Annotated in this window: 19 protein-coding genes; 9 read left to right on the top strand and 10 right to left on the bottom strand. The window is 44.4% G+C overall.

Annotated features, from left to right (window positions below):
* Positions 1-61: 61 nt before the first annotated feature.
* Both AB4507_RS04050 and AB4507_RS04045 read right to left on the bottom strand, forming a co-directional pair.
* A complete protein-coding gene (locus tag AB4507_RS04050; RefSeq protein WP_372146441.1) occupies positions 62-3,214 on the bottom strand; it encodes an efflux RND transporter permease subunit in 3,153 nt (1,050 codons plus the stop codon).
* A gap of 11 nt (positions 3,215-3,225) precedes the next feature.
* Positions 3,226-4,362 carry an efflux RND transporter periplasmic adaptor subunit gene (locus AB4507_RS04045; protein WP_372182260.1) on the bottom strand — a complete coding sequence of 379 codons (1,137 nt, stop codon included), beginning with the start codon at positions 4,360-4,362 and terminating at the stop codon, positions 3,226-3,228.
* Positions 4,363-4,621: 259 nt separating this feature from the next.
* Here AB4507_RS04045 and AB4507_RS04040 point away from each other — a divergent pair, with 259 nt between their 5' ends.
* Positions 4,622-5,065, top strand: coding sequence for a dCMP deaminase family protein (locus AB4507_RS04040; protein ID WP_017059490.1), 444 nt, complete (start codon positions 4,622-4,624; stop codon positions 5,063-5,065).
* A gap of 86 nt (positions 5,066-5,151) precedes the next feature.
* On the opposite strand, the gene AB4507_RS04035 is transcribed toward AB4507_RS04040, so the two are convergent.
* The 3 genes from AB4507_RS04035 to pepT form a co-directional block, all read right to left on the bottom strand.
* The gene (locus AB4507_RS04035) at positions 5,152-5,994 is read right to left on the bottom strand and encodes a mechanosensitive ion channel family protein (RefSeq protein ID WP_372133027.1); all 843 of its coding nucleotides are present in this window, start codon (positions 5,992-5,994) and stop codon (positions 5,152-5,154) included.
* Between the two features lie 136 nt (positions 5,995-6,130).
* On the bottom strand, positions 6,131-6,598 hold the full coding sequence (locus AB4507_RS04030) for a DM13 domain-containing protein (protein ID WP_372182259.1): 468 nt from the start codon (positions 6,596-6,598) through the stop codon (positions 6,131-6,133).
* Between the two features lie 76 nt (positions 6,599-6,674).
* The gene (pepT, locus tag AB4507_RS04025; protein WP_017059487.1) at positions 6,675-7,907 is read right to left on the bottom strand and encodes a peptidase T; all 1,233 of its coding nucleotides are present in this window, start codon (positions 7,905-7,907) and stop codon (positions 6,675-6,677) included.
* Between the two features lie 348 nt (positions 7,908-8,255).
* Here pepT and AB4507_RS04020 point away from each other — a divergent pair, with 348 nt between their 5' ends.
* The 3 genes from AB4507_RS04020 to AB4507_RS04010 all read left to right on the top strand — a co-directional run bounded on the left by AB4507_RS04020 (position 8,256) and on the right by AB4507_RS04010 (position 10,737).
* Entirely contained in the window at positions 8,256-8,402 is a 147-nt protein-coding gene (locus tag AB4507_RS04020; RefSeq protein ID WP_017059486.1) for a hypothetical protein, read from the top strand.
* A 372-nt stretch (positions 8,403-8,774) separates the two neighbouring features.
* Positions 8,775-9,827 carry an aldo/keto reductase gene (locus AB4507_RS04015; protein ID WP_032545660.1) on the top strand — a complete coding sequence of 351 codons (1,053 nt, stop codon included), beginning with the start codon at positions 8,775-8,777 and terminating at the stop codon, positions 9,825-9,827.
* A gap of 175 nt (positions 9,828-10,002) precedes the next feature.
* A complete protein-coding gene (locus AB4507_RS04010; RefSeq protein WP_102320729.1) occupies positions 10,003-10,737 on the top strand; it encodes an RNA methyltransferase in 735 nt (244 codons plus the stop codon).
* A 96-nt stretch (positions 10,738-10,833) separates the two neighbouring features.
* Here the strand turns inward: AB4507_RS04010 and fdxA are convergent, their stop codons facing one another.
* Complete coding sequence (fdxA, locus tag AB4507_RS04005) at positions 10,834-11,157, bottom strand: ferredoxin FdxA (protein WP_017064356.1); 324 nt, start codon at positions 11,155-11,157, stop codon at positions 10,834-10,836.
* 253 nt (positions 11,158-11,410) lie between these two features.
* Here fdxA and AB4507_RS04000 point away from each other — a divergent pair, with 253 nt between their 5' ends.
* Positions 11,411-13,042 (top strand): NAD(P)/FAD-dependent oxidoreductase, encoded by a 1,632-nt coding sequence (locus AB4507_RS04000; protein ID WP_372128159.1) that lies wholly within the window; start codon positions 11,411-11,413, stop codon positions 13,040-13,042.
* 124 nt (positions 13,043-13,166) lie between these two features.
* Here the strand turns inward: AB4507_RS04000 and AB4507_RS03995 are convergent, their stop codons facing one another.
* Positions 13,167-14,627 carry a hypothetical protein gene (locus tag AB4507_RS03995; RefSeq protein ID WP_372182258.1) on the bottom strand — a complete coding sequence of 487 codons (1,461 nt, stop codon included), beginning with the start codon at positions 14,625-14,627 and terminating at the stop codon, positions 13,167-13,169.
* Positions 14,628-14,824: 197 nt separating this feature from the next.
* Complete coding sequence (locus AB4507_RS03990; protein ID WP_372138032.1) at positions 14,825-16,480, bottom strand: ABC transporter substrate-binding protein; 1,656 nt, start codon at positions 16,478-16,480, stop codon at positions 14,825-14,827.
* 400 nt (positions 16,481-16,880) lie between these two features.
* On the opposite strand from AB4507_RS03990, the gene AB4507_RS03985 reads away from it, so the two are divergent.
* The 3 genes from AB4507_RS03985 to AB4507_RS03975 all read left to right on the top strand — a co-directional run bounded on the left by AB4507_RS03985 (position 16,881) and on the right by AB4507_RS03975 (position 19,306).
* Complete coding sequence (locus AB4507_RS03985; RefSeq protein ID WP_017064352.1) at positions 16,881-18,077, top strand: DEAD/DEAH box helicase; 1,197 nt, start codon at positions 16,881-16,883, stop codon at positions 18,075-18,077.
* Positions 18,078-18,210: 133 nt separating this feature from the next.
* A complete protein-coding gene (locus AB4507_RS03980) occupies positions 18,211-18,612 on the top strand; it encodes a PPC domain-containing DNA-binding protein (protein WP_372182257.1) in 402 nt (133 codons plus the stop codon).
* Positions 18,613-18,682: 70 nt separating this feature from the next.
* Positions 18,683-19,306 carry a PolC-type DNA polymerase III gene (locus AB4507_RS03975; protein WP_372182256.1) on the top strand — a complete coding sequence of 208 codons (624 nt, stop codon included), beginning with the start codon at positions 18,683-18,685 and terminating at the stop codon, positions 19,304-19,306.
* A gap of 72 nt (positions 19,307-19,378) precedes the next feature.
* Here the strand turns inward: AB4507_RS03975 and AB4507_RS03970 are convergent, their stop codons facing one another.
* Entirely contained in the window at positions 19,379-20,215 is an 837-nt protein-coding gene (locus tag AB4507_RS03970) for a DUF6279 family lipoprotein (protein WP_372182255.1), read from the bottom strand.
* A gap of 303 nt (positions 20,216-20,518) precedes the next feature.
* Here AB4507_RS03970 and AB4507_RS03965 point away from each other — a divergent pair, with 303 nt between their 5' ends.
* Positions 20,519-20,692: a hypothetical protein gene (locus AB4507_RS03965; RefSeq protein ID WP_017064349.1), complete on the top strand. Its 174-nt coding sequence runs from the start codon at positions 20,519-20,521 to the stop codon at positions 20,690-20,692.
* 140 nt (positions 20,693-20,832) lie between these two features.
* Here the strand turns inward: AB4507_RS03965 and dbpA are convergent, their stop codons facing one another.
* Positions 20,833-22,212 (bottom strand): ATP-dependent RNA helicase DbpA, encoded by a 1,380-nt coding sequence (gene dbpA / locus AB4507_RS03960; RefSeq protein WP_017064348.1) that lies wholly within the window; start codon positions 22,210-22,212, stop codon positions 20,833-20,835.
* Positions 22,213-22,325 lie beyond the last annotated feature (113 nt).

Below are 22,325 nucleotides of genomic sequence, written 5' to 3'. Positions count from 1 at the left end.
AGGAATTAGTTTTCCGAGGGTTGGTCTTGTAAGAGACGAATCTTACAAGACACTCAATCCCCTATTCGTCATCAAGCGGAACCAGCTTGGTATTACCACCGTGTGCTTTCTCACGCTTACGTTGCACGAATGCGTAGAAGCCAGGGATTAGGAACGTACCCGCCAGTAACACACATAACAGGCCGCCGATCAGTGAAATACCCAAAGAGTTCTGACTCACGTGACCTGCGCCCGCAGCAAAGATAAGCGGGAAGATACCTAAGATGAACGACCAAGACGTCATGTTCACAGCACGGAAACGTAAAGTACCGCCCTTCACCGCCGCATCTTCAATCGGTGCGTCTTTCTCTTCACGCTCTACCTTTGCGAATTCCACAATCAAGATTGCGTTCTTCGCGGCCAAGGCTATCAAGAGAACCAAACCTATTTGTGCATAAAGGTTCAGCGGAGTGCCCGTTAGATTCAATGCCAAGAAGGAGCCTAAGGTTGCGACAGGTACCACGAGGATAATCGCAATCGGAATTGTCCAACTCTCGTATTGAGCCACCATAAACAGGTAGATGAAGATCAGAGCCAGTGCGAAAGCAAAGATCGCTTGGTTACCTGCTAGTACTTCTTGGTAAGCCATGCCTGTCCATTCGTACTGATACCCCTGAGGCAATACTTCTGCAGCTACGCGTTCCATTGCCGCAATCGCATCACCACTTGAGTAACCTTCTGCAGGTTGACCTTGAATCACGGCACTGCGGTACATGTTGTAACGCCATGCTACATCTGGTTCGAAGATCTGATCGTAAGTCACCAATGTGCTTAACGGGATCATCTCGCCATTAGACGAACGAACGTGGAATCGTTGTAGGTCGTCCATGCTGCTACGGTGTTCACTGTCAGCTTGCATGGTTACGCGGAAGTTCTTACCAAACATGGTGAAGTCGTTCACGTACAACGAACCAAGGTTACCTTGTAGTGTTTGGAAAATTTCCGACAACGGAATACCTAATTGCTGCGCTTTCTCACGGTCAATGTCGACATAGTAGTGCGGTACATTGGCACGGAAGGTACTGAATGTATGTGAAATCTCGGGCTGTTTAGCGGCCTCTGCAATCACGTCATTCATAACCATCGCTAGATCAGTTCGGCTTCGGCCTAGCGTATCTTCAAGAACGAATTCAAAACCAGACGCTGCACCCATACCCGGTACTGCTGGAGGCCCCATCGCAAACACGACAGCTTGAGGAAGTTCAGTCGCAGCACGACCATTAATACGCTGTGAGATAGCCTGAGCAGAGTGTTGACCATCCAGTGCATTACGCATGTCCCAATCGTGAAGCTTGATGAACATTGACGCACCATTCGACGCAGAAGCGCCCGTCATAAATGCGTAGCCGTTAACCAGTGTTACGCCATCAACACCCGGCTCTTGTTCAACCATTTCAAGCAGCTGCTTAGTCACTTCTTCGGTTCGAGACAAGGATGCCGCGTCAGGAAGCTGAACGTTAACCAGCAAAATGCCTTTATCTTCTTGAGGTACAAACGCCGTAGACGTTGTCTTCGCAAAATAAGTCACAGCCGCCAAAGCCACAAAGAAGAAAGTGAACAGCAGAACGCCTTTCTTAACTAAGAAGCCAGCCACTTGACCGTATTTGTTAGTAACAGACTCTAGACCACGGTTAAATGCTTGGTACCAACGCGCCGTGTTACCACCACCCTGCTTAAGAACCAGTGAACACAATGCAGGTGATAGCGTTAATGCGTTAATTGAAGAGATAACAACCGCGATACAGATAGTCAGAGCGAACTGACGGTACATGATGCCAGTAATACCAGGAAGCATTGCAACAGGGATGAATACCGCAAGTAGAACCAAGGTCGACGTAATGATCGGCCCCGTTACTTCTTTCATCGCAATAAGCGTGGCTTTACGCGGTGAAATGGTTGGGTCTTTAGCCATTGTGGTATCAACGTTCTCGATAACCAAGATCGCATCATCTACTACGATACCAATCGCTAGTATCAAACCAAACAGGGTTACCGTGTTGATGGTGAAACCCGTCATCTGCATGATGGCAAACGTACCAATCAAAGATACCGGAATCGCAACTACAGGAATCAAGGTTGCACGCGCACTACCCAAGAACAGGTACGTTACCGCAATAACCAGCAAGATGGCTTCGATTAAGGTCTTTACTACCCCTTTGATCGACTCAGCAACAAACAGTGTAGTGTCGTAACTTGCTTCATACGCCACGCCTTCTGGGAAGTTCTTGCTTAAGTTTTCCAGCATCGCCATCACAGCTTTGCCACTTTCCAGCGCGTTAGCGTCTGATTGAAGTGACAGCGTTACGATCGACGCATCTTGACCACGGTATTTACCATTACCGTCGTAGAACTTTTTACCAAGCTCAACACGTGCAATGTCTTTTAAGTAAACCGTTGAACCGTCTTGAGTTGCACGAAGAACAACATTTTCAAACTCATCAGCTGTTTCTAATCGGCCTTTTGTTACCAAGTTGAACTGCACTTCTTGTGCGTTGTTATAAGGTGCAGCACCAATACGGCCTGCAGCAACTTGAACGTTCTGCTCTGCCAACGCGCGATTCACGTCTGAAGTGGTGATATTGAGGTTAGCCATTTTCTCAGGATCTAACCAAACACGCATCGCGTATTCACCACCACCCAACACGTTAACTTCACTGATGCCCTTCACACGAGCCAGTTGGTCTTTAATGTTTAGGTTAACGTAGTTGATCAAGAATTGATCGTCGTACTCACCGTTTGGCGAATAGAAGTTCAATACCATCAAAAGGTCTGGTGAACGCTTTTTAACGGTGACACCCACCATTCGAACTTCTTGCGGAAGCTTCGATTCGATTTGAGCAACTCGGTTCTGAACGTTGACCTGAGCCATATCTGGGTCAGTACCAACATCAAAGGTCACATTAAGGTTGTATGAACCATCGTTAGCGCTTTTAGAAGACATGTAGATCATATCTTCAACGCCGTTAACCGACGTTTCTATGGGGTCGGCTATCGCCTGTTCTACTACTTCAGCACTTGCACCTGTGTAGAATGCGGTAACACTTACAGAAGGCGGGCTGATTTTTGGATATTCCGCCACTGGCAAGATAGCGAGAGAAATCGCACCCGCCAGCGTTAAGATTATGGATATGACAAGGGCAAACTTAGGCCTTTGAATAAAGAAACGACTCAACATAACTACGCCCCTTACTCAGCTTGTTCAACAGAAGCTTGAATGCGAACAGACATACCATTGCGAACACGCTGTAAGCCTTGAGTGATCACTGTGTCATTCTTCTCCAGACCGGAATGAACAATCACACTACCTTCAACCTGACGACCCATTTCGATGTTTCTGCGCTCAGCAACGGGTTCGGCTTCTCCTTCAACTAATACCATCACGAAGTCGCCTTCGAGGTCGGTTTGCACTGCACGACGAGGAATAGTCACAACATCAATAGGTTGTTTTTCACGTAGATCAACGCGAACGTGTTGGCCTGGAAGTAGTTGCTGATTCGGGTTATCAGCAATCGCACGCATCGCGATCGTACCAGTATTAAGGTTGATACGGTTGCCCAAGAAGTCAAGCTGACCTAGATGTTCGAACGCTTCACCGTTCTCAAGCATGATCTGAACTTCAACACCTGCAGAGTCGCTGCTGCCATCGCCTTCGATGCGGTCCATACCCAGCTCAATACGCTCTCGCTCACTGATGCTGAACGATGCGTGGATTGGGTCTAGGCTAACCAAAGTCGTCAGTACACCTGAAGACGGCGAAACCAGATCACCCGTGCTCACTTTGGTATCGCTAATACGGCCAGAGAAAGGCGCGATGATTTTGGTATGAGAAAGCTGAACATTCGCAGCATTAAGCTGTGCTTGGCTTGCTTCAAGCTGTGCTTGAGAACCTAACAAGTTTGCGGTTAATGCATCGAATTCAGATTGAGAGATACTGCCTTTCGGAAGTAGGTTTTTACCACGATTAAAATCAAGCTCAGCTTTTTTAAGGTTCGCGTTCGCTTGAGCAACAGACGCTTTTGCGCTTGCTACTTCGGCTTCAAACGAAGAAGGTTCAATCGAATAAAGCAATTGACCCTTTTCAACCATTTGGCCTTCATTAAAATGACGGCTTTGTAGGTAGCCAGAAACCTGCGCTGTAATAGCCGTGTCTTCAACGGCTTCTATACGACCGATATACGACTTACTTTGCTGGTGAGAAACAACGCTAACATCCTGTACAGCTACGAGAGGTAAAGGTGCTTGCTTGGCATTTTGAGCATCTTGCCCACACCCAGCAAGAATAAGAGAGCTTGCAAGAGCAGTAAGGATCAACTTTTTACGCATGGTTATACCGTCACTTATTAGTATTTGAACAGCATAAAATTTACGTAACACCTCTGTTACCATTGTCCGAGGAATATCAATTATAACTGGCCAAAGTGTATCAATATGTTAATTGAAACCAAGTGCTTATAAAGTGATTACAAACACGCTACAATTCCTAAGTAAATCAATCTCTCAGCTTTTGTTCTCTATGGATATTGTCTAACATAATGTATTGTCAGACAGATAAGCATTCACATTTAATTGTTAAGGAATTCTCATGATTTCAAAATGGGCTAAACGTTTCTATCAAATGGCGGAATTGGTCGGTTCTTGGAGTAAAGATCCTTCAACTCAAGTCGGCGCCGTAATCACTAAGCACAACCGTATTGTTTCCGTTGGCTTTAATGGCTACCCACATGGCGTGTCTGATAGTGCGGATACTGATGACAGAGAGATGAAGTACCTAAAGACACTTCACGCTGAAGAAAATGCGATTCTATTCGCTAAGCGTGATTTGGACAGTTGTGAAATATGGGTAACCCACTTCCCTTGTCCGAACTGTGCAGCGAAAATCATCCAAACCGGTATTTCTGCGGTTCACTGCCCAGAGCAAAGTGAAGACTTTCTTTCTCGCTGGGGAGACAAAATCAAAGTGAGCCAAGATATGTTTGAACAAGCAGGCGTAAAAGTCGATTGGTTGCCACTGGCTGACCTAGATTAAACGAACAGATAGTTAGAACAAAAAAGCCGAGAGTCGATATTATCGCTCTCGGCTTTCTTTTGTTTGGGGCTCAGCGGACTGCAGGATTAAGCACTGACAGGAAATGCTTCAGCGTATGCTTCCATGAAATCTTTACGAATCTCTTGCTCTAGATGAACCGCCTTCTCGGTTGGACAGAAAATCATAAAATGGACTTCTTGCTCACCTGTCGAACTGCTTGTGATATGGATGTGAGGCTCAGAACCCGGAAGGTCAACACCAGCGTGCTTTTCGATCACACCGTTGTAACGGCGAGCAACATCGATAAACTCTTCGCAATGCTCTTCAATTTTCACAATAAGACCCGGCACCATAGGGTATAGGTTTACAAAGTCTTTCACCGTCACAAAAAAGTTATGATAAACATAGCGCTTCATAAAGTTGAGGTTCTTTACCGGATAGGTGAAGAACATACTATTAGGCAGCGTGGCTGTCTTACCAGTGAAGTGATATTGCCCATGATACAAATCGATTTCTTGAATCACAGTCGCCATCAAATTGTGCTCAATCACCTCACCGCTTATTTTACCCACTTCGATCCAGTCGCCGATTCTAAATGAGCGAGAACTCGCACGCTGAATAGAACCGGTGAAACACAAAATGATCTCTTTTGAAGCCACTACTATCGCAACAGCAATGGCCGTGACAGACAGTGCAAACTCACTGATTTCGGATTTCCACAACACAAATAACGTCACAACAATAATCGCGAATGTGCCGTTTTTGGTTCGTGACATCCAGTTACGTTGGTCTTCGCTAAGGAAAGCAACATCACCTCTTATTTGAGACAAGGTGATTCGGCGAATGATCAAAATAATAGTGATAATCAACGCACTAAAAATAAACTTATGAGCGAGTAGGAAATCTATTACTTGCCACACTTTTTCCATTACTTAATCCTTAGCATTACAACAGTTAGCTTTACAACGATTAGCTTTACAAGAAAGCCGCTAATATCAGAGCTATGAAAAAGCGCTCAACTCCGGAGCGCTCGTGTTCATTCTGGTACCAGCCTAGCTAAGGCTATCATTTTATCTGGGCAGAAGTAATAAATTGGCCAAAAGTTTCACACCAAATCACAACGGTATTAAATCGATTAAGATCAATATCTTCAGGCAGCTCAACCATAAAACGGTCGAATGTTTTCACATCTCCAACTCTGAGTAACTCGTTCTTACTGTCATTAAAAGCTTGTTCGGTTTCAATAAACTTAGGCGAGAGGTAGATCTTGTAGTCTGGCCCCGGCGCCAGTTCGCCCTCAAAAGCAATCGCACTTTCAGATACAGAGACGATGCCTTCTCCCCAATGCAAGAAATCACTGTCTTCTCGGTCTTTGGTAAACTCACCTGTGTAGATAGCCTGCTGACTGATCGCTTCGACGGAACTTGAGGAAGGAGAATCAGGCTCAATCAAAATAGGTAGCGCATAAACACCAAGCCCAATACCAACAGCACCCACGGCTAAGTGGGTGCAAAGTAAAACTAACTTTTTCATCGCGTACTCCCTTATACTTAAAGAGAGTATTATTGAATACTCTCAAAAATACAAAGAGATATAACGCTCTAATGTTCTATTTTTGGTAATGAGTTGCCGTACGTTGAGACAATTCGACAATTACTTTTACCGCTTGCTCCATGCCTTGAATGGTAATGAACTCATGAATACCGTGGAAGTTGTAACCGCCAGTAAAGATATTCGGACATGGTAGCCCCATGAAAGATAAGCGAGCACCGTCTGTACCACCTCGGATTGGTTTAACCATTGGCTCGACATTGCACTCAATCATCGCCTGCTTGGCCAATTCAATAATATGTTGATGCGGTTCAACCATCTCTTTCATGTTGAAGTAGCTATCGGTTAGCACCAGCTCAACACGGCCTTTCTCAAGGCGCTCATTCAGCTCATCGACTTTCTGCTGCATGAATGCTTTACGCGCTTCTACACCCTCACGTTCAAAATCACGGATGATGTATCCCAGTTCAGAGCGAGCCACACCCATTTCCGCCGATTTCAGGTGGTAGAAGCCTTCATAACCTTCTGTGCACTCTGGTGTTTCTTGCGCAGGCATCATCAATTGGAATTGCGCTGCAATGTTCATCGAGTTCACCATTTTATCTTTTGCGGTGCCCGGGTGAACGTTCACGCCATGACAGATAACATCGGCGCTCGTGGCATTGAAGTTCTCAAATTCCAACTCCCCTACTGGGCCACCATCAATGGTGTACGCCCACTCGGCGCCAAATTTTTCAACGTCAAACAGGTTCGCACCGCGACCAATCTCTTCATCCGGCGTGAAACCAATGCAGATGTCGCCGTGTTTGATGTCTGGATTCGCTTTCAGGTAAGCAATTGCACTGATGATTTCAGCGATGCCCGCTTTGTTGTCGGCACCAAGCAGAGTTGTGCCGTCAGTCGTAATCAGGTCGTGACCATGTAAAGAATCAAGATCTGGATACTGGCTTGGGTTCAAACTCTCGCCACTTTCCCCTAATTCAATCGTTCCACCTCGGTAATCTTTAATCACTTGTGGTTTCACGTTGGCGCCTGATGCGTCAGGAGCGGTATCCATGTGCGCCACAAAGCCAATCGCAGGCACATCGTAATCGACATTCGACGGCAGTTTCGCCATCAAGTATCCATTGTCATCTAAAGACACATCAACTAAGTCTAATGCCACCAATTCTAACTTTAAGGCTTCAGCAAAGGTAATTTGACCCGGTGAACTTGGGCATTGCTGATTAGAAGGATCGGATTTGGTATCAAAAGTAACGTAATTCAGAAAACGTTCTACAAGCTTTTCCATAATTCATCTCACCATGGATTAAGTAATTGATTTACTGACTTAATTATTATGTCGATAAGTGATACATCGTTAAATAAATACGAGCACAGAGTCAGTAGCGAGGGTTTTCATCTTACGCCCCTGACCATGTATGTAATTGCTCTAAATCATTATTGTGCGAAATTAGATGCGCTTCCTATACTTGAAAACAGAGGGTTTCGTCAGTTCAACATTGCATACGGATGATAAGAGATCGCTTTGTACGCATTCTACGCCCTCCGCTCTCAGCCTAACAAAAGTACAAAGTGGATGATGATCACAATTTATCCTTGATGCAGAATCTGTCATACGTTACACGGAGACACAGTTATGACGATTAATAAATATTTCATTTTCTCTCCTCAAGCCTCTGAGGAAACGCTTCGACCAGTATTAACTGAGAAAGAAGTTCAAAGGCAGGAAGCTCTAAGACAGGCGCAGATCCAGGGTGGATTAGACACAAACGCGACCTCGTAACTCAATGAATACCTAGCACTATTAAGACCCCTATAAAAAAGCTCTACGCTCTATCCGGTAGAGCTTTTTTTATTTTTGATCTGTTCTCCTCTCCCCCACTCCCAAACAAGCTGAACATTAAACCTTCGCTCATTGCTTGTTGTTCTTCACTTCTCGATCACCAATTGGCTCATAGTTTCTCGCGAATGTATTTTCACGCATTGCACACACTAGCTTGCAGCGCTGAGAAATGACTCACTAAACTCCCCGATGCCATACCTTGTCGTGTCATTTTGTGCTAATAATTCATATTCGTTTTCATTCCTCACTCGCCCTCTTTTCAAAACTATAATGCGAGTACCAGAGAACCTAACCACAGGAACCCCGAATTCAATGGAATATTCAAAGCTAGGAAGTAGTCAAATTCCCGTTTCCCGTATCTGTCTTGGCAGCATGACTTGGGGGCTACAAAATACGCAGCAGCAAGCCGACCAACAGATCGAATACGCATTAAGCCAAGGTATTAACTTTATCGATACTGCAGAGATGTACGCGGTTCCACCTTCTCCAGATACCTACGGAAAAACAGAAGCGATCATTGGTAACTGGTTATCGCGTAACCCACAGCGTCGACAAGAGTTGATCATTGCGAGCAAAATTGCCGGGCCAGGGCTTCCTTGGGTTCGAGATGGCGGCCCGATAACGGGTGAAGCGGTGATCGCAGCCGTTGACGCATCATTAAAACGCCTACAAACAGACTATATCGACCTTTACCAACTTCATTGGCCAAATCGTACAACGCCTCACTTTGGTAAGCATTTCCCGAATCACATTCGATTCAGTGATATTGACCGAAAGCAGCATGAAGCTGAGATGTTGGAAATCCTACAAGCACTGGCAAGCTGCATTAAGGCGGGGAAAATTCGCCATGTCGGGCTTTCAGATGATTCTACTTGGGGCATTAACACATACCTCAAGCTGAGCGAGAAACACGATTTGCCACGTATGGTTTCGATTCAGAATGAATTTAGCTTGCTGCACGCAAAAGACTGGCCATATCTGATTGAGAACTGTGTGCATGAAGATGTCGCTTACCTGCCATGGTCACCTTTAGCTGCAGGCATGTTGAGTGGAAAGTACATCGATGGCGCAAGACCGGAAGGCAGCCGTTGGACTTACATGCAACGTAAAGGCATTTTTCGTGATACTGAATCTGCCAATGAAGCGGTTAAAGGCTATGTTGAAGTGGCGAATGCTCACGGGTTCACTCCAAGCCAACTGGCATTGGCTTGGTGTAATCAAGTTGATGGGGTGACGTCCACTATCATTGGTGCAACGACCATGGAGCAGCTAAAAGAGAACGTAGCCGCTTTCAGTAAACCGTTATCAGAAGAGATCCTGACTGATATCAACACAGTCTTTAAGCGCTACCCTGCTCCGTATTAGGCTGTCAGTTCAGCTTAACTTAAGTAAGTAAATCCCATAAGAGCGCGCTATTTAGTGCGCTTTTCTTTTTTAAGTGGATCGCTTTTGCTTTTTATATGGATCGCATTGAGCTATCACGCTTTTGGTTCGCTAACCTTTGCTCTATAATGCGCGGGCTTATATCTAGGATAAAAACATGATTTCAAAAAACCAATTAAAACTCCTTCGTGCTTTGGGTCAAAAGAAACAACGTAAAGCCCACGGCCTGTTTCTAGTTCAAGGTGAAAAGAACGTTCTTGAGCTGTTCAATAGTGACTTAGTGGTGAAGAATGTCTTTGCTACCGCTGATTTCTTATCTGAAAATCATGCTTCACTGATTGAGTTTGATTGTGTTGAAGCCTCGCTGGATGATCTAACCAAAGCGAGCACTTTGGTCAGTAACAACGCAGCGATTGCGGTTGTTGAGATCCCAACGTTTGAACTACCAGAAGCAACAGGACTGATGATTGCGCTTGATGGCGTTTCAGACCCTGGCAACCTAGGTACGATTATTCGCGTAGCAGACTGGTACGGCATCAAGCATATCGTTGCGAGCAGCGATTGCGCAGACCCATACAACCCTAAAACGATCAGCGCGACTATGGGCAGCTTTGGCCGCGTACACGTAAGCCAAACAGACTTACCAGCTTACTTAGAGCAAGCGAACCTACCGGTTTACGGTGCTTTCTTAGAAGGCGAAAGTGTTCATAAGACTGAGTTTACTGCTAACGGCATTTTATTGATGGGCAGTGAGTCTCACGGCATCCGTGAACACGCGGCTAAATACGTGACTGATAAGATTACGATTCCAGCATTCGGTGGCGCAGAGTCTTTGAACGTTGCAATGGCGACAGGCATTATTCTCGACAACATGCGTCGTCAGCACTGCTAGACCTCTAAGCTAACTAGCCAATCGACAGTGTTCAGATATTAAAAAAGGCGTATTGATTAAATCAGTACGCCTTTTTATTTGAGTTCTTTTCAACAATTACTTTTCTAGCATTGCCAACTTATCACACACACCATTCCACTTTTCAGCGTCATCCATTGGTGCTTTTACTTCCGTTTGCACAGGCCAAATCTCAGCGAGCTCTGCGTTCACTTCGATGAAGATCTTTTGATCTTCTGGCAGTTCGTCTTCTTGGAAGATTGCTTGAGCATCACATTCAGGTACACACAAGCCACAATCAATACATTCGACTGGGTTGATTACCATGAAATTTGGGCCTTCATGGAACGCATCTGCGGGGCACACTGCCACACAGTCTGTGTATTTACATTGAATACAATTATCGCCTACGACAAATGCCATGATGCTCTGCTCTATAAGTTAGTCAAAATTGAAGAATGGGGATAATACTCATCCCAAAGCAAAATTCAACATCATACGGCTCTAATATCGTGTCTATTTGCTCCATGTTTCCAAATTAGTATGACAGATAAATCAATTTCTCGTAAAATGCGCGCCATTGTGAGCTTATCGCTTCTTTGAACATCAGCGTTTCCATCAAACTCTGTATTAAGAAACGATCTAGCTAAGACACCTATAAAAACGAGACATCGAAATGATACGTTTAACCGAAATTAAACTCCCACTAGACCATGAAGAGTCTGCTATTCAAGACGCTATTGAAGCGAAACTTGGTATTAACTCTGATCAGGTACTCTCTTTTAATATCTTTAAACGTGGCTACGATGCTCGTAAGAAATCAAAGATCTTACTTATCTACACGCTTGACGTTCTCGTTGAAAACGAAGCTGAGTTGTTAGAACAATTCATTAGCGACCCGCACGTAAAAGTGACTCCTGATATGGAGTACAAGTTTGTTGCTAAAGCGGTTGAGAACCAAACTGAGCGCCCTGTGGTTATCGGTTTTGGCCCATGTGGTCTATTCGCTGGCCTAGTGCTTGCTCAAATGGGTTTCAACCCAATCATCGTTGAGCGTGGTAAAGAAGTTCGTGAGCGTACGAAAGATACCTTTGGTTTCTGGCGTAAGCGTACGCTGAACACAGAATCAAACGTACAGTTTGGTGAAGGCGGCGCAGGTACTTTCTCTGACGGTAAGCTGTACAGCCAAGTTAAAGATCCAAAGCACTACGGCCGTAAAGTAATTGAAGAGTTCGTTGCTGCGGGTGCACCAGAAGAAATTCTATACGTAAGTAAGCCGCACATCGGTACCTTTAAACTGGTTACCATGATCGAAAAGATGCGCGCTTCTATCATTGAACTTGGTGGCGAAATCCGTTTCAGCACTCGTGTTGACGACGTTCATATGGAAGATGGTCAAATCACTGGCCTAACGCTTTCTAACGGTGAAGAGATCAAATCTCGTCACGTGGTATTGGCTGTTGGCCACAGTGCTCGTGACACGTTTGAAATGCTGTACGATCGTGGCGTTTACATGGAAGCGAAGCCTTTCTCTGTTGGTTTCCGTATCGAACACAAGCAATCGATGATCGATGAAGCTCGTTTCGGTAAGAACGCAGGCAACCCAATCCTAGGTGCTGCGGACTACAAACTCGTTCACCACTGTAAGAATGGCCGCACTGTATACAGCTTCTGTATGTGCCCAGGTGGTACTGTGGTTGCTGCAACGTCTGAAGAAGGCCGCGTAGTAACTAACGGCATGAGCCAATACTCTCGTGCAGAACGTAACGCAAACAGTGCCATCGTTGTGGGTATCGACCCAGAACGTGATTACCCAGGTGACGCACTAGCAGGTATCCGCTTACAACGTGAGTTAGAAAGTGCCGCTTATGTTCTAGGTGGCGAGAACTACGATGCCCCTGCACAGAAAATCGGTGACTTCCTGAAAGGTCGCGATCCAAGTGAAATCGGTGAAGTAAAACCATCATTCACACCAGGTATCCACCTAACTGACATTTCAAAAGCGCTGCCTGATTTTGCTATCGAAGCGATTCGTGAAGCAATCCCAGCGTTCGAGAAGAAGATCAAAGGTTTCTCTACGCCAGACGGTCTACTAACAGGTGTTGAGACTCGTACGTCTTCTCCTGTCTGCATCAAACGTGGCAAAGACTACCAAAGCATCAACCTTAAGGGCTTCTTCCCTGCAGGTGAAGGTGCAGGCTACGCAGGCGGTATCCTGTCTGCTGGTATCGACGGTATTAAAGCGGCGGAAGCGCTAGCACTGTCTATGGTTGAACAGAACCAAGCTGAGAAGATTGAGATTGCTTAGGCTCTTTCGATAAACTAAAGCTAGATAGCGATCAACCAAAACTAAAAATCCAGTGCCTTGTCGACACTGGATTTTTTTATTGCATAAAGGTATCTAAAATTATTTAGTCACGACTTCGGCAGCGTTACTTACAAGTCTCTTTTGACCAATTCACACCATCATTTGAACACTCAAATAAACTTGTCCCATTCTGGTAATAATAACCTTTAGTCCAGTTCCCTTGAGAATATTTAGACGTTATCGTCTGAGTATAATCAAACGGTGTATTTTCAATGAACGCATACTTATGTCGGTTCCAGCTGTCAGAACCATATGAACTGTTGTCATTAAAATCTACCGATAGGTAGTTGAGTGCATCAAAGTCGCTGCGCGACACTCTATCCAATGAATCACCGAGATTAACCCACTCGGGATGTGGTGCGTTATTCTCAAAATTAAATTTCGCTTGTACTTGGGTAAACTGATCTTTGTAGTCACCGACAAGATCTGCCGACAAGGTTTGCATGAATCCAGCACCGACATTTTGACGTGAACAACTGTCCCAATCAGGTTGTTTAGACCAACCACGGTTCAACACACCAAAGGTCGCGAGTGAGTTAGGTAAAATCTGTTGCTTGATGGTCTCTTTCACCGAACATGAATATTCCGTTCCATCACTATCCAATGAGAACCAAGCTTCTTTGTCATATTCCAAACCATTTTTCTTTTGGCTATTACGCTCAATATGCTTATTTAACGCCAGTTCTGTCTGCAAGTCAGCTGAAACTTCATGTTCAATGACAATCAGCTTATCCGCAGTCATCACTGTTTTAACTTTATACCACTTATTAATTTCGTTCTTCTTGGAGTAATCCCAATGCTGCCAGTAATAGTCAACATAAGCTTGCTGGGCTGTCGGGTTCTCTTTTTGAATCTCTTTGGTCTCTTGATACGACTTTTTAATGGCAGGCATCATCTTCTGCGCTAAATCGTAGAGCTCAGTATTTTGATCTTTAACGAAATCACCATACAAGTCCTCTACTGCGATGTTGTATCGGTTCGCAATTCGGAAGTCATGCTCTTTCACATTTTGGATAATGCTATTTTGGGTGTTCACGGCTTGCTTCAAAGCAGAGCAACTGTTTAAACCACCTTTATACCAGTCGGCTTGGATCTGATTCCATAAAACAGTTGTCAGTGGCGTAGTCGACTTAATTTCTTGCTCAGAACTCACCGTCATGACTGGCGGAAAGATTAACTGATAAGGTTCAGTAATCGGTGTGTTTGGGCTGTCTGCATCAATAGCGCCTACTGGCACGTTCACTACGATTGGAGCGTAGTCCATACAGTCTGAGTTAGAGCCCGTCAAAGATAGCTCATAGCTGCCCTCATCGTCCGTGACACTGCTAGGCTCACCTTCATCTAATACGCCATTATAATTGATATCTAGAAACGCGGTCGCCCCGGAAATATACCCGTCAATGGCGACACCTTGTAAGGTTCTCGTTTGAGGATCAGGAGCACTTGTGTTGCTACCACCGCCTCCTCCGCCACAAGCCGTAAGGCCAACAGCTATAAGTGCGATAGAAATAAGCTTAAGTTTCATTCGATTAGATCCTAATGAAATACATTATAAATGGAATTGTCGTTGGGGGGATGACCGGAAATGACTGTGATAGTCATAGCCAGCCATAATAGCGATTGGCATTAGAAAGAAACACGAAAGGGTGATAGCCGATTCGTGCATGTTTTCATTTTGAACAGAAACTAAAAGATAGGGAAATGGGGTTAAAAATGGACTAATTACTTCTCGTTCGAAGCTATCCAAAGCTTATAAAAATCACTATAACCGGTTTGGTTAATCTCTACCCCATGAACCTCAACACTATTAAAAACCTTCTCTTTGCCGTGAAATAACGGACAAAGTAACTTCTGTTGATAAAGCGAACCTTCAATCTCTTTCAAGTCGCTCATCGGGTCCTCGCCACTGACAGCAGCTCTTACTCTCTCGCAATGCGCCTTCATCTCCGAATTGTTGAAAATGAACCTAAGACCAGATGAAGCAAGTAGCCAATCGTAAAGACCATACTCTTTTGGCTGTTCGATAACTTCTTCAATAAATAACAAGTCTGCCGACTCACTCATGGAGCTAGGGTCACTGATATTGGTAAGCTCAACAACTTCAATAGCGACACCCGTTTTTACAATCGTTTGTTGCAGCCAGTCCGCCATATCTTGAAGTAAAGGAATCGTCATTCTAGGTCGTGTTAATACAACCGTGCCCGTCAAAATAGGAATGGGATTGCTGGATGTTAATTTACTCGGCGAGAAAGACAGATCATCCGTCACCATATCAGCATCAAACTCTTTACTGCTGGACTTGATAAACGATACCAACCTGTCGAGTTCTTCAGGGGTTATGCCCGAGTTTTCTCTACGATTAACCGCAAGATACGAAAGTGCATTGATTGTGGTTTCTTCTGCTACGCCAGATTGATTAAAACTCAGGGTGTGATCATTCAAACCTTCTATGTCGGTGAGCGTTATCTGTTCTAACAAGGCATTTTGAGCAAAGTAACCTCGGTGACGTTTAAGAACCAAGCACTCTTCGCTCCAATCGTCTAATGAGAAAGGTCCGGTTCCGATATAGGCACTGCGCCCGCTCGAAAAATAAGTACGCTTGCAGCGGTAAATAGACGAGTGTGGGCTAGTCAAAGCATAGAGAAACATTGGGTTTGCGTGTGTCAGCTCAATAGTCAGTTGTTTATCACCCACCACTTGAACATCACTGACCTGATCAAATAAAGACTGTACTGGCCCTTCGATATTTTTTAGCTGCAACAAACATTGAGCAACATCTTTGGCCGTTAAAGTTTCACCGTCATGGAATAACACATTCGGTCTCAACCAAAAATGCAGAAATCGCCCTTCCACCTTCCAATGGTGCGCGAGGCTCGCTTGGGGATTTCCCTCATGGTCTTGGACGAGTAACGTATTGTAGAGACTTCTTAAGATGTGATGTTCGGCGGTTCGGTATGTTTTTGCTGGCTCAAGGTTATCGACCCACGGATATTGAGTGATCAGCAAATGGTCATGTTGTTGATTGAACAGACTATGTTTTTCAGTCGCTAGCGTCAGTGCCTTTATTGCAGCATCACCATAGCTTTCTAGAAGGCGGGGAATAACGTTAAAACACCCTTGCTCTAACTGAAGCGCTAACACTTGTTCTAATGCTTCGGGAAAGCTGACCAAAATTCTAAACTGGCTAAGCTTCCCTCTTCCTTTGGACGGAATCCAACAAATCCAGCGATATTCTGATAAGCATTTAAGAATGATCGAAGTGTTTCGACGAGAAGTCGATAGCGAGTGTTCTAGGTCATCGATCGTTAGGTGATACTCTTCACCTAGTTCATACTTTGCAATAAGCTGCTGAAGTCTACGTAAGTTAGCGTCGTTCAATGGATATCCGAATTAAGCGTCTAGAGGAACGAGAATAGCTGTAACCCAAATGGGAGGTCTATTTACTCATTCAAGTTGGAATATGCTGTATGAAACTGTTGATATAAATAATATCAAGATCCAACTTAATTTATAAACACCTCTTTTAGCAAACAAAATAATCACTGATCGTGCATATTCAGTGACAAAAATAAGTGGGAGATTAATCCTCCACCGGATTTGCTATTTGCTCTACATTCCTGCCTTATCGTTGTGCTATTGAGCCAGTATTATCCAACTAAAGTGTGTATGTTACTAGCGGTACACAAGCAACATGGTAGAATGCCGCCATTAATCTTATCCTTGTATAAGATTGTTGAACCTTTCCATCGCTATTTAGCCAAATCATACCGAGAAACTTATGCCATTTTCCAAGCTTGGATTAAGCTCACCTATTGTTAAAGCCGTTGCAAAACAAGGCTATGAAAAGCCAACCTCTATTCAAGAAAAAGCAATTCCGATTGTTCTTTCTGGTAAGAACCTTATTGCTGCAGCACAAACAGGTACAGGTAAAACTGCGAGCTTTGTTCTCCCTATCTTAGAAATGCTAAGCAAAGGTGAAACGCAGCGTAAAAAACGTATCCGCGCAGTTATCCTGACACCAACGCGTGAGCTGGCAGTTCAGGTTGAACAGAACATCACTAAGTACGCGAAGTTCCTAAACCTAACATCACTAGCGATGTACGGTGGCGTGTCTTACCAACACCAGAAAGATCGTCTTATTGAAGGCGTGGATATTCTTGTGGCAACACCAGGTCGTTTGATCGACATGTACGGACAACGTGCCGTTCACTTTGATGAAGTGGAAGTACTGGTTCTAGATGAAGCTGACCGCATGCTAGACATGGGTTTCATTGAAGACATCAACAAGATCATCGCGCGTCTACCACAAGACATCCAAAACCTGCTGTTCTCGGCAACGCTTTCAACGCCAGTGCGTGCACTAGCGAAAAGTGCAATCAGTGAAGCGGAAGAGATTTCGATTGCCAAGACTGATGCGTCTAAAGCGAACATTGAGCAATGGTTGGTAACGGTAGATAAAGACCGTAAGTCAGCACTATTGAGCCACATGATTACCGAAGGTAACTGGGACCAAGCGCTTATCTTTATCGAAACCAAGCACGGCGCGGCTAAGTTGGTTGCTCAACTTGAGAAACGTGGTATTCAAGCGGAAGCTTTCCACAGTGGACGTAGCCAAGCGATTCGTGAAAAAATCTTGGCTGACTTTAAGAAAGGTCGCCTAAAATACTTAGTCGCGACGGGTGTTGCTGCTCGTGGTATCGATATCGACAACCTAAGCCGCGTAGTGAACTACGACATGCCATTCCCAGCAGATGATTATGTTCACCGTATTGGTCGTACAGGCCGTGCTGATGCATCTGGCGAAGCGATCTCTTTCCTATCAAAAGATAACTTCAAAAACCTGTGCATTATTGAAAAGCGTCTTGGTCACTTGATTGAACGTCGCGTTGTTGAAGGTTTCGAACCACGCAAAGAAGTACCCATTTCAGTATTGAACTTCGTTCCTAAGAAGAAAAGAGAACAGCAACAAGACTAAGTAATTTCAGCGACAGAAAATGCAAAGTTGCATTAACCAAAAGAAAAGTCGCGTTAGCCAAAATGAAAATAAAACGAAGCCCTATGTGGCTTCGTTTTGTTCTTTGAAATACATATAACGTTGAGGCAATAAGATGATCACTCCTATCGCAACGAGATTAACCCGCGGCCAAGACCTAAAGCTAGAGATCCAGAGGCTAGTGACAGCGCACAACATCTCGGCAGGCTCTATCGCTTCTTGTGTCGGATGTGTTTCTCAACTCAATATTCGCTTAGCTAATGCCAACAACACCAAGCTAGTTCAAGCTCCGTTCGAAATAGTCTCGGTGATGGCAACGCTAACCCCAAACCACCAGCATATTCATATCTCCGTTGCTGATGAGAATGGCAATGTAATTGGTGGGCATTTGCTTGAAGGGAGGATTATCGCGACCACGGCTGAATTGATTGTTCACCGCTACGATACCTTGACCTTCAACAGAGAGCATGACGATTCGACGGGTTACACTGAACTTACTATCAGCAATAGCAAATAACTGATTTACCCATAGCAACACCAAACGCCCCATACAAAGCGATACTACCAAACAGCAATTAGGAAACACGATGGCTCCAAACTCCGCAGATTCCGTTATCGTTCTCGATTTCGAGACCACAGGCTTATCACCAAATATGGGCGACCGAGCGATTGAGATCGGTGCGGTTAAACTCGTTAACGGCGAAGTCGTCGACACCTTCCAGCAGCTCATGAACCCGGGATTTCGTGTGAGTGGATTCATTGAAGGTTATACCGGAATCAGTAACCGTATGTTAAGCACAGCGGCCAGTTGTAGTGAAGTGATGGATGAGTTTGCAGACTTCATTCAAGACAGCCAACTTGTCGCTCACAATGCCTCATTTGATAAGCGCTTTCTTGATGCGGAATTAGATAATATTGGTCGCGATTACAATGGACAGTTCGCTTGCTCAATGTTGATAGCTCGTCGTCTAATCCAAGACGCACCAACTCGTAAGCTAGGCGACCTTGTGCGTTTCAAAAATATCGACAACGACGGTACTTTCCACAGAGCGTTAGCCGATTCAGAAATGACAGCAAGGTTGTGGTTATTAATGATCGATGAGCTGCAGAGTGACCACGGTATTCAACAGCCGAGCTTCCAATTGATGCAGAAAATATCGAAGACAGCCAAAGGTTCGATTCCAAAACTACTGATGAGCAACAGGGGTTAGGTTCCGAAATTCACCTTAAAGTGGGATGAAAGGCTAGCTCGACAATAACCGCTAGCCTTTAAAAGGGACGCTCTACTCTTGCAATGACTTCAACGTTCCTTTGAGGCTTTCTAATTCATTCATAAAATACGCCCACTGCTTGTTACTGCTGGTCGCGGCGATATCTACTAAAAACTTGGCTGATGTTTCCATATTTTGGTTAAGCTGCGGCTCAAGTTCAGCAGGATAATAAGCTTCATTGTTTAAAAGCAACTTCATAATAATTGGCTGAGCAATATGTAGGTCGCTCTTCTTTGCCATCAGCGTCGTTAGCTCTTCATAGATGTTGTTTTGATATTGTCGCCAACTGCTATTGGTATTTACCCACTCTTTAGACCAAGCCAAAATAATCTGTTTTTGTTCTTTCGATACTGAACCTAACCACCGTTCTGCACGCTCTTCTATTCTGTTTCGGTATCGCTCTCTCGAATCGTCATCGTTCAACGACAACCTTTCTTCATAATAGTCTTGCTGCTTTTCACGAAAGTTCTTTAAAAACTCCCTGTCTTGCTTAGGGCTAAGCTGCATACTCAAGGCGTAAATATCTGGAGCGAACTTATTGACGATTGTGCGAATATGCTCTTTCGTTTGTTCACTTTGGCCCACAATAAAAGCGGGATTCATATCCGACCGATCTACGTTTTGAATCGCTTCTAATTGCGAGATGTACAGAGGTAGCTGAGTTTCTTTATGCCATTTCTGTAATATATCTAATCGCTCTTCAAGCTCTGATTCTTGGCTATTTGAGAGGGAAACAAAATCTTCTATATAGCTAACGACAAACCAACCTATATTGTTATAGGCGAACTTGGTCCCGCACCCAGTAAATAGAAAACAGATCACTAAAACTAACCACCGGCACTTTCTCATTCTACCCTCTCACGACATTCAACAAAGCCACAAACCGATTAACTCATCCCTTTAAGGTTAGCCCAGTTTTTATAACGCTAATTCTAGCTCTTATAAAAGTAGTCTTAATAAACAGTGGTCGTAAGAACTTTGAGATAAATTGAGACCCAAACTTGCTAATCTAGCTATTTAGGCAAATGATTAAACTAAAAATAATTAATGGCAGTGATGTGACTTGATTTTATTACTCATTTGACGTGATACGAACCCTATAAATGAGTTGGGTTGACGTATTTAAAATGATTGATATTTGGGAGGGAAGCTATGGCCGCTATTCCTGATCATCCAAGCGATTTAGAATATGAGCTTTGTTATTTTGATGATGGTTCAATAACCACAATCACGATATTGGTTCACAATCGACAGGAAGCGATGACTTGGTATCTTAGCGAAGGAAAACATATCAACGATCTTTATTCGATAAGACCCGATGAATAATGCTTTGGTATAGAGGACTAGGTCGATAAACCTAAGATAAGAAACTTAAGTGGCATTTTGTGGAACACCCTTTACTGCAATGCCATTAATTAGCAATGTCGTTAATTAGACATATCGCAGCAAAGGGATTCAGTCTCGAATTACTTCAGGATTCGGGCGCGGAATTGACGACCCTTCATTTTACCTGATTCGATTTTGTTCAGTGCTTTTTTAGCCACAGATCTTTCTACCGCTACGTAAGCACGCATTGCAAACAGATTGATCTTACCTACTGATTTACCATCAATGCCGCCTTGGCCCGTCAGTGCGCCAAGAATATCACCAGCACGAAGCTTAGCTTTCTTACCGCCATCAATTTGGATGGTAACCATGTTTGAGTAGTACGGCTTAGCAATTGGTTTTGCTGGCAGTTCAGATGGCTCGATTGGCATGTCCATGTACTCATCAATTTGAGCAACACGGTACATCTCTTTTTCACTAAAAAAGCTGATCGCTACGCCTTTGCTTCCTGCACGGCCAGTACGACCAATACGGTGTACGTGAACTTCAGGGTCGCGAGACAATTCAAAGTTGAACACAGCATCTAGGTTATCAACATCAAGACCGCGAGCCGCAACGTCTGTCGCCACTAGAATCGAGATGGTTTTGTTTGAGAACTGAACCAAAGCTTGGTCACGTTCACGCTGTTCCATGTCACCATGAAGTTCGATAACACTGAAACCGCGGTGGCTTAGCTCATCGTTTACGTTCTGCACTTCTTTCTTAGTGTTACAGAACACAACCGCAGACTCCGGTTGGTGATGAAGTAACAGCAACTCTAGAGCGTCATCACGAGCTTCAGAACCTTCTAACTTGTAGAAGTGTTGTTGGATGCTTGAGTGATCGTGTGTTGATTCAACCTTCACCATTTCTGGATTGCGCATAATGCGGTCTGCAACAGATTTGATCTGTTTAGGGAAAGTCGCACTGAATAGCAGAGTTTGGCGTTCTTTTGGCGCCGCTTCAATCACAGCATCCAAAGCGTCTTGGAAACCCATCTCTAGCATGCGATCCGCTTCATCTAACACAAGTGTGTTCAGCTCAGACAGGTCAATGCGGCCTTTCTCTAGGTGATCAAGAATACGACCAGGTGTGCCCACAAGAATGTGTGCGCCATGCTCTAGTGAACCAATCTGTGGGCCCATTGGCATACCGCCACATAGTGTCAGCACTTTAATGTTGTGAATACCACGAGCAAGAGTACGAATCTCTTTTGCTACTTGGTCTGCAAGCTCACGAGTCGGACATAACACTAAAGACTGAACACGGAAACGCTTAACGCGTAGGTTCTGCAGCACGCCTAAACCGAAAGCAGCTGTTTTACCTGAACCCGTTTTACCCTGACCGATAACGTCCTTGCCATTTAGGATAGTAGGAAGACTTAACGCTTGGATAGGCGTCATTTCAGTATAACCAAGAGAATCTAACGTGTTTAGAAGCTCTGGTTTAAGGGCGATTGAAGAGAATTTTGAAGTGCTCAATGGAAATATCCAACTGGTGAAAAACAGAGTGCATTATGAGTGTTTTTGAAAATTATTCCACCTTAATCACAGTTTTGGAGAAACATGTTAGGCGAAATCGAGTAGGAGGAGGC

Origin of the sequence: Vibrio sp. 10N.222.54.A3, assembly GCF_041474095.1 — a bacterium.
Lineage (GTDB): Bacteria > Pseudomonadota > Gammaproteobacteria > Enterobacterales > Vibrionaceae > Vibrio > Vibrio crassostreae_C.
This window is presented reverse-complemented; position numbering and strand designations above follow the sequence as displayed.

Bases quoted from the DNA above. Each gene is read 5' to 3' on its own strand.
- AB4507_RS04050 (WP_372146441.1), bottom strand. From the start codon at position 3,214: ATGTTGAGTCGTTTCTTTATTCAAAGGCCTAAGTTTGCCCTTGTCATA.
- AB4507_RS04045 (WP_372182260.1), bottom strand. From the start codon at position 4,362: ATGCGTAAAAAGTTGATCCTTACTGCTCTTGCAAGCTCTCTTATTCTT.
- AB4507_RS04040 (WP_017059490.1), top strand. From the start codon at position 4,622: ATGATTTCAAAATGGGCTAAACGTTTCTATCAAATGGCGGAATTGGTC.
- AB4507_RS04035 (WP_372133027.1), bottom strand. From the start codon at position 5,994: ATGGAAAAAGTGTGGCAAGTAATAGATTTCCTACTCGCTCATAAGTTT.
- AB4507_RS04030 (WP_372182259.1), bottom strand. From the start codon at position 6,598: ATGAAAAAGTTAGTTTTACTTTGCACCCACTTAGCCGTGGGTGCTGTT.
- pepT (WP_017059487.1), bottom strand. From the start codon at position 7,907: ATGGAAAAGCTTGTAGAACGTTTTCTGAATTACGTTACTTTTGATACC.
- AB4507_RS04020 (WP_017059486.1), top strand. From the start codon at position 8,256: ATGACGATTAATAAATATTTCATTTTCTCTCCTCAAGCCTCTGAGGAA.
- AB4507_RS04015 (WP_032545660.1), top strand. From the start codon at position 8,775: ATGGAATATTCAAAGCTAGGAAGTAGTCAAATTCCCGTTTCCCGTATC.
- AB4507_RS04010 (WP_102320729.1), top strand. From the start codon at position 10,003: ATGATTTCAAAAAACCAATTAAAACTCCTTCGTGCTTTGGGTCAAAAG.
- fdxA (WP_017064356.1), bottom strand. From the start codon at position 11,157: ATGGCATTTGTCGTAGGCGATAATTGTATTCAATGTAAATACACAGAC.
- AB4507_RS04000 (WP_372128159.1), top strand. From the start codon at position 11,411: ATGATACGTTTAACCGAAATTAAACTCCCACTAGACCATGAAGAGTCT.
- AB4507_RS03995 (WP_372182258.1), bottom strand. From the start codon at position 14,627: ATGAAACTTAAGCTTATTTCTATCGCACTTATAGCTGTTGGCCTTACG.
- AB4507_RS03985 (WP_017064352.1), top strand. From the start codon at position 16,881: ATGCCATTTTCCAAGCTTGGATTAAGCTCACCTATTGTTAAAGCCGTT.
- AB4507_RS03980 (WP_372182257.1), top strand. From the start codon at position 18,211: ATGATCACTCCTATCGCAACGAGATTAACCCGCGGCCAAGACCTAAAG.
- AB4507_RS03975 (WP_372182256.1), top strand. From the start codon at position 18,683: ATGGCTCCAAACTCCGCAGATTCCGTTATCGTTCTCGATTTCGAGACC.
- AB4507_RS03970 (WP_372182255.1), bottom strand. From the start codon at position 20,215: ATGAGAAAGTGCCGGTGGTTAGTTTTAGTGATCTGTTTTCTATTTACT.
- AB4507_RS03965 (WP_017064349.1), top strand. From the start codon at position 20,519: ATGGCCGCTATTCCTGATCATCCAAGCGATTTAGAATATGAGCTTTGT.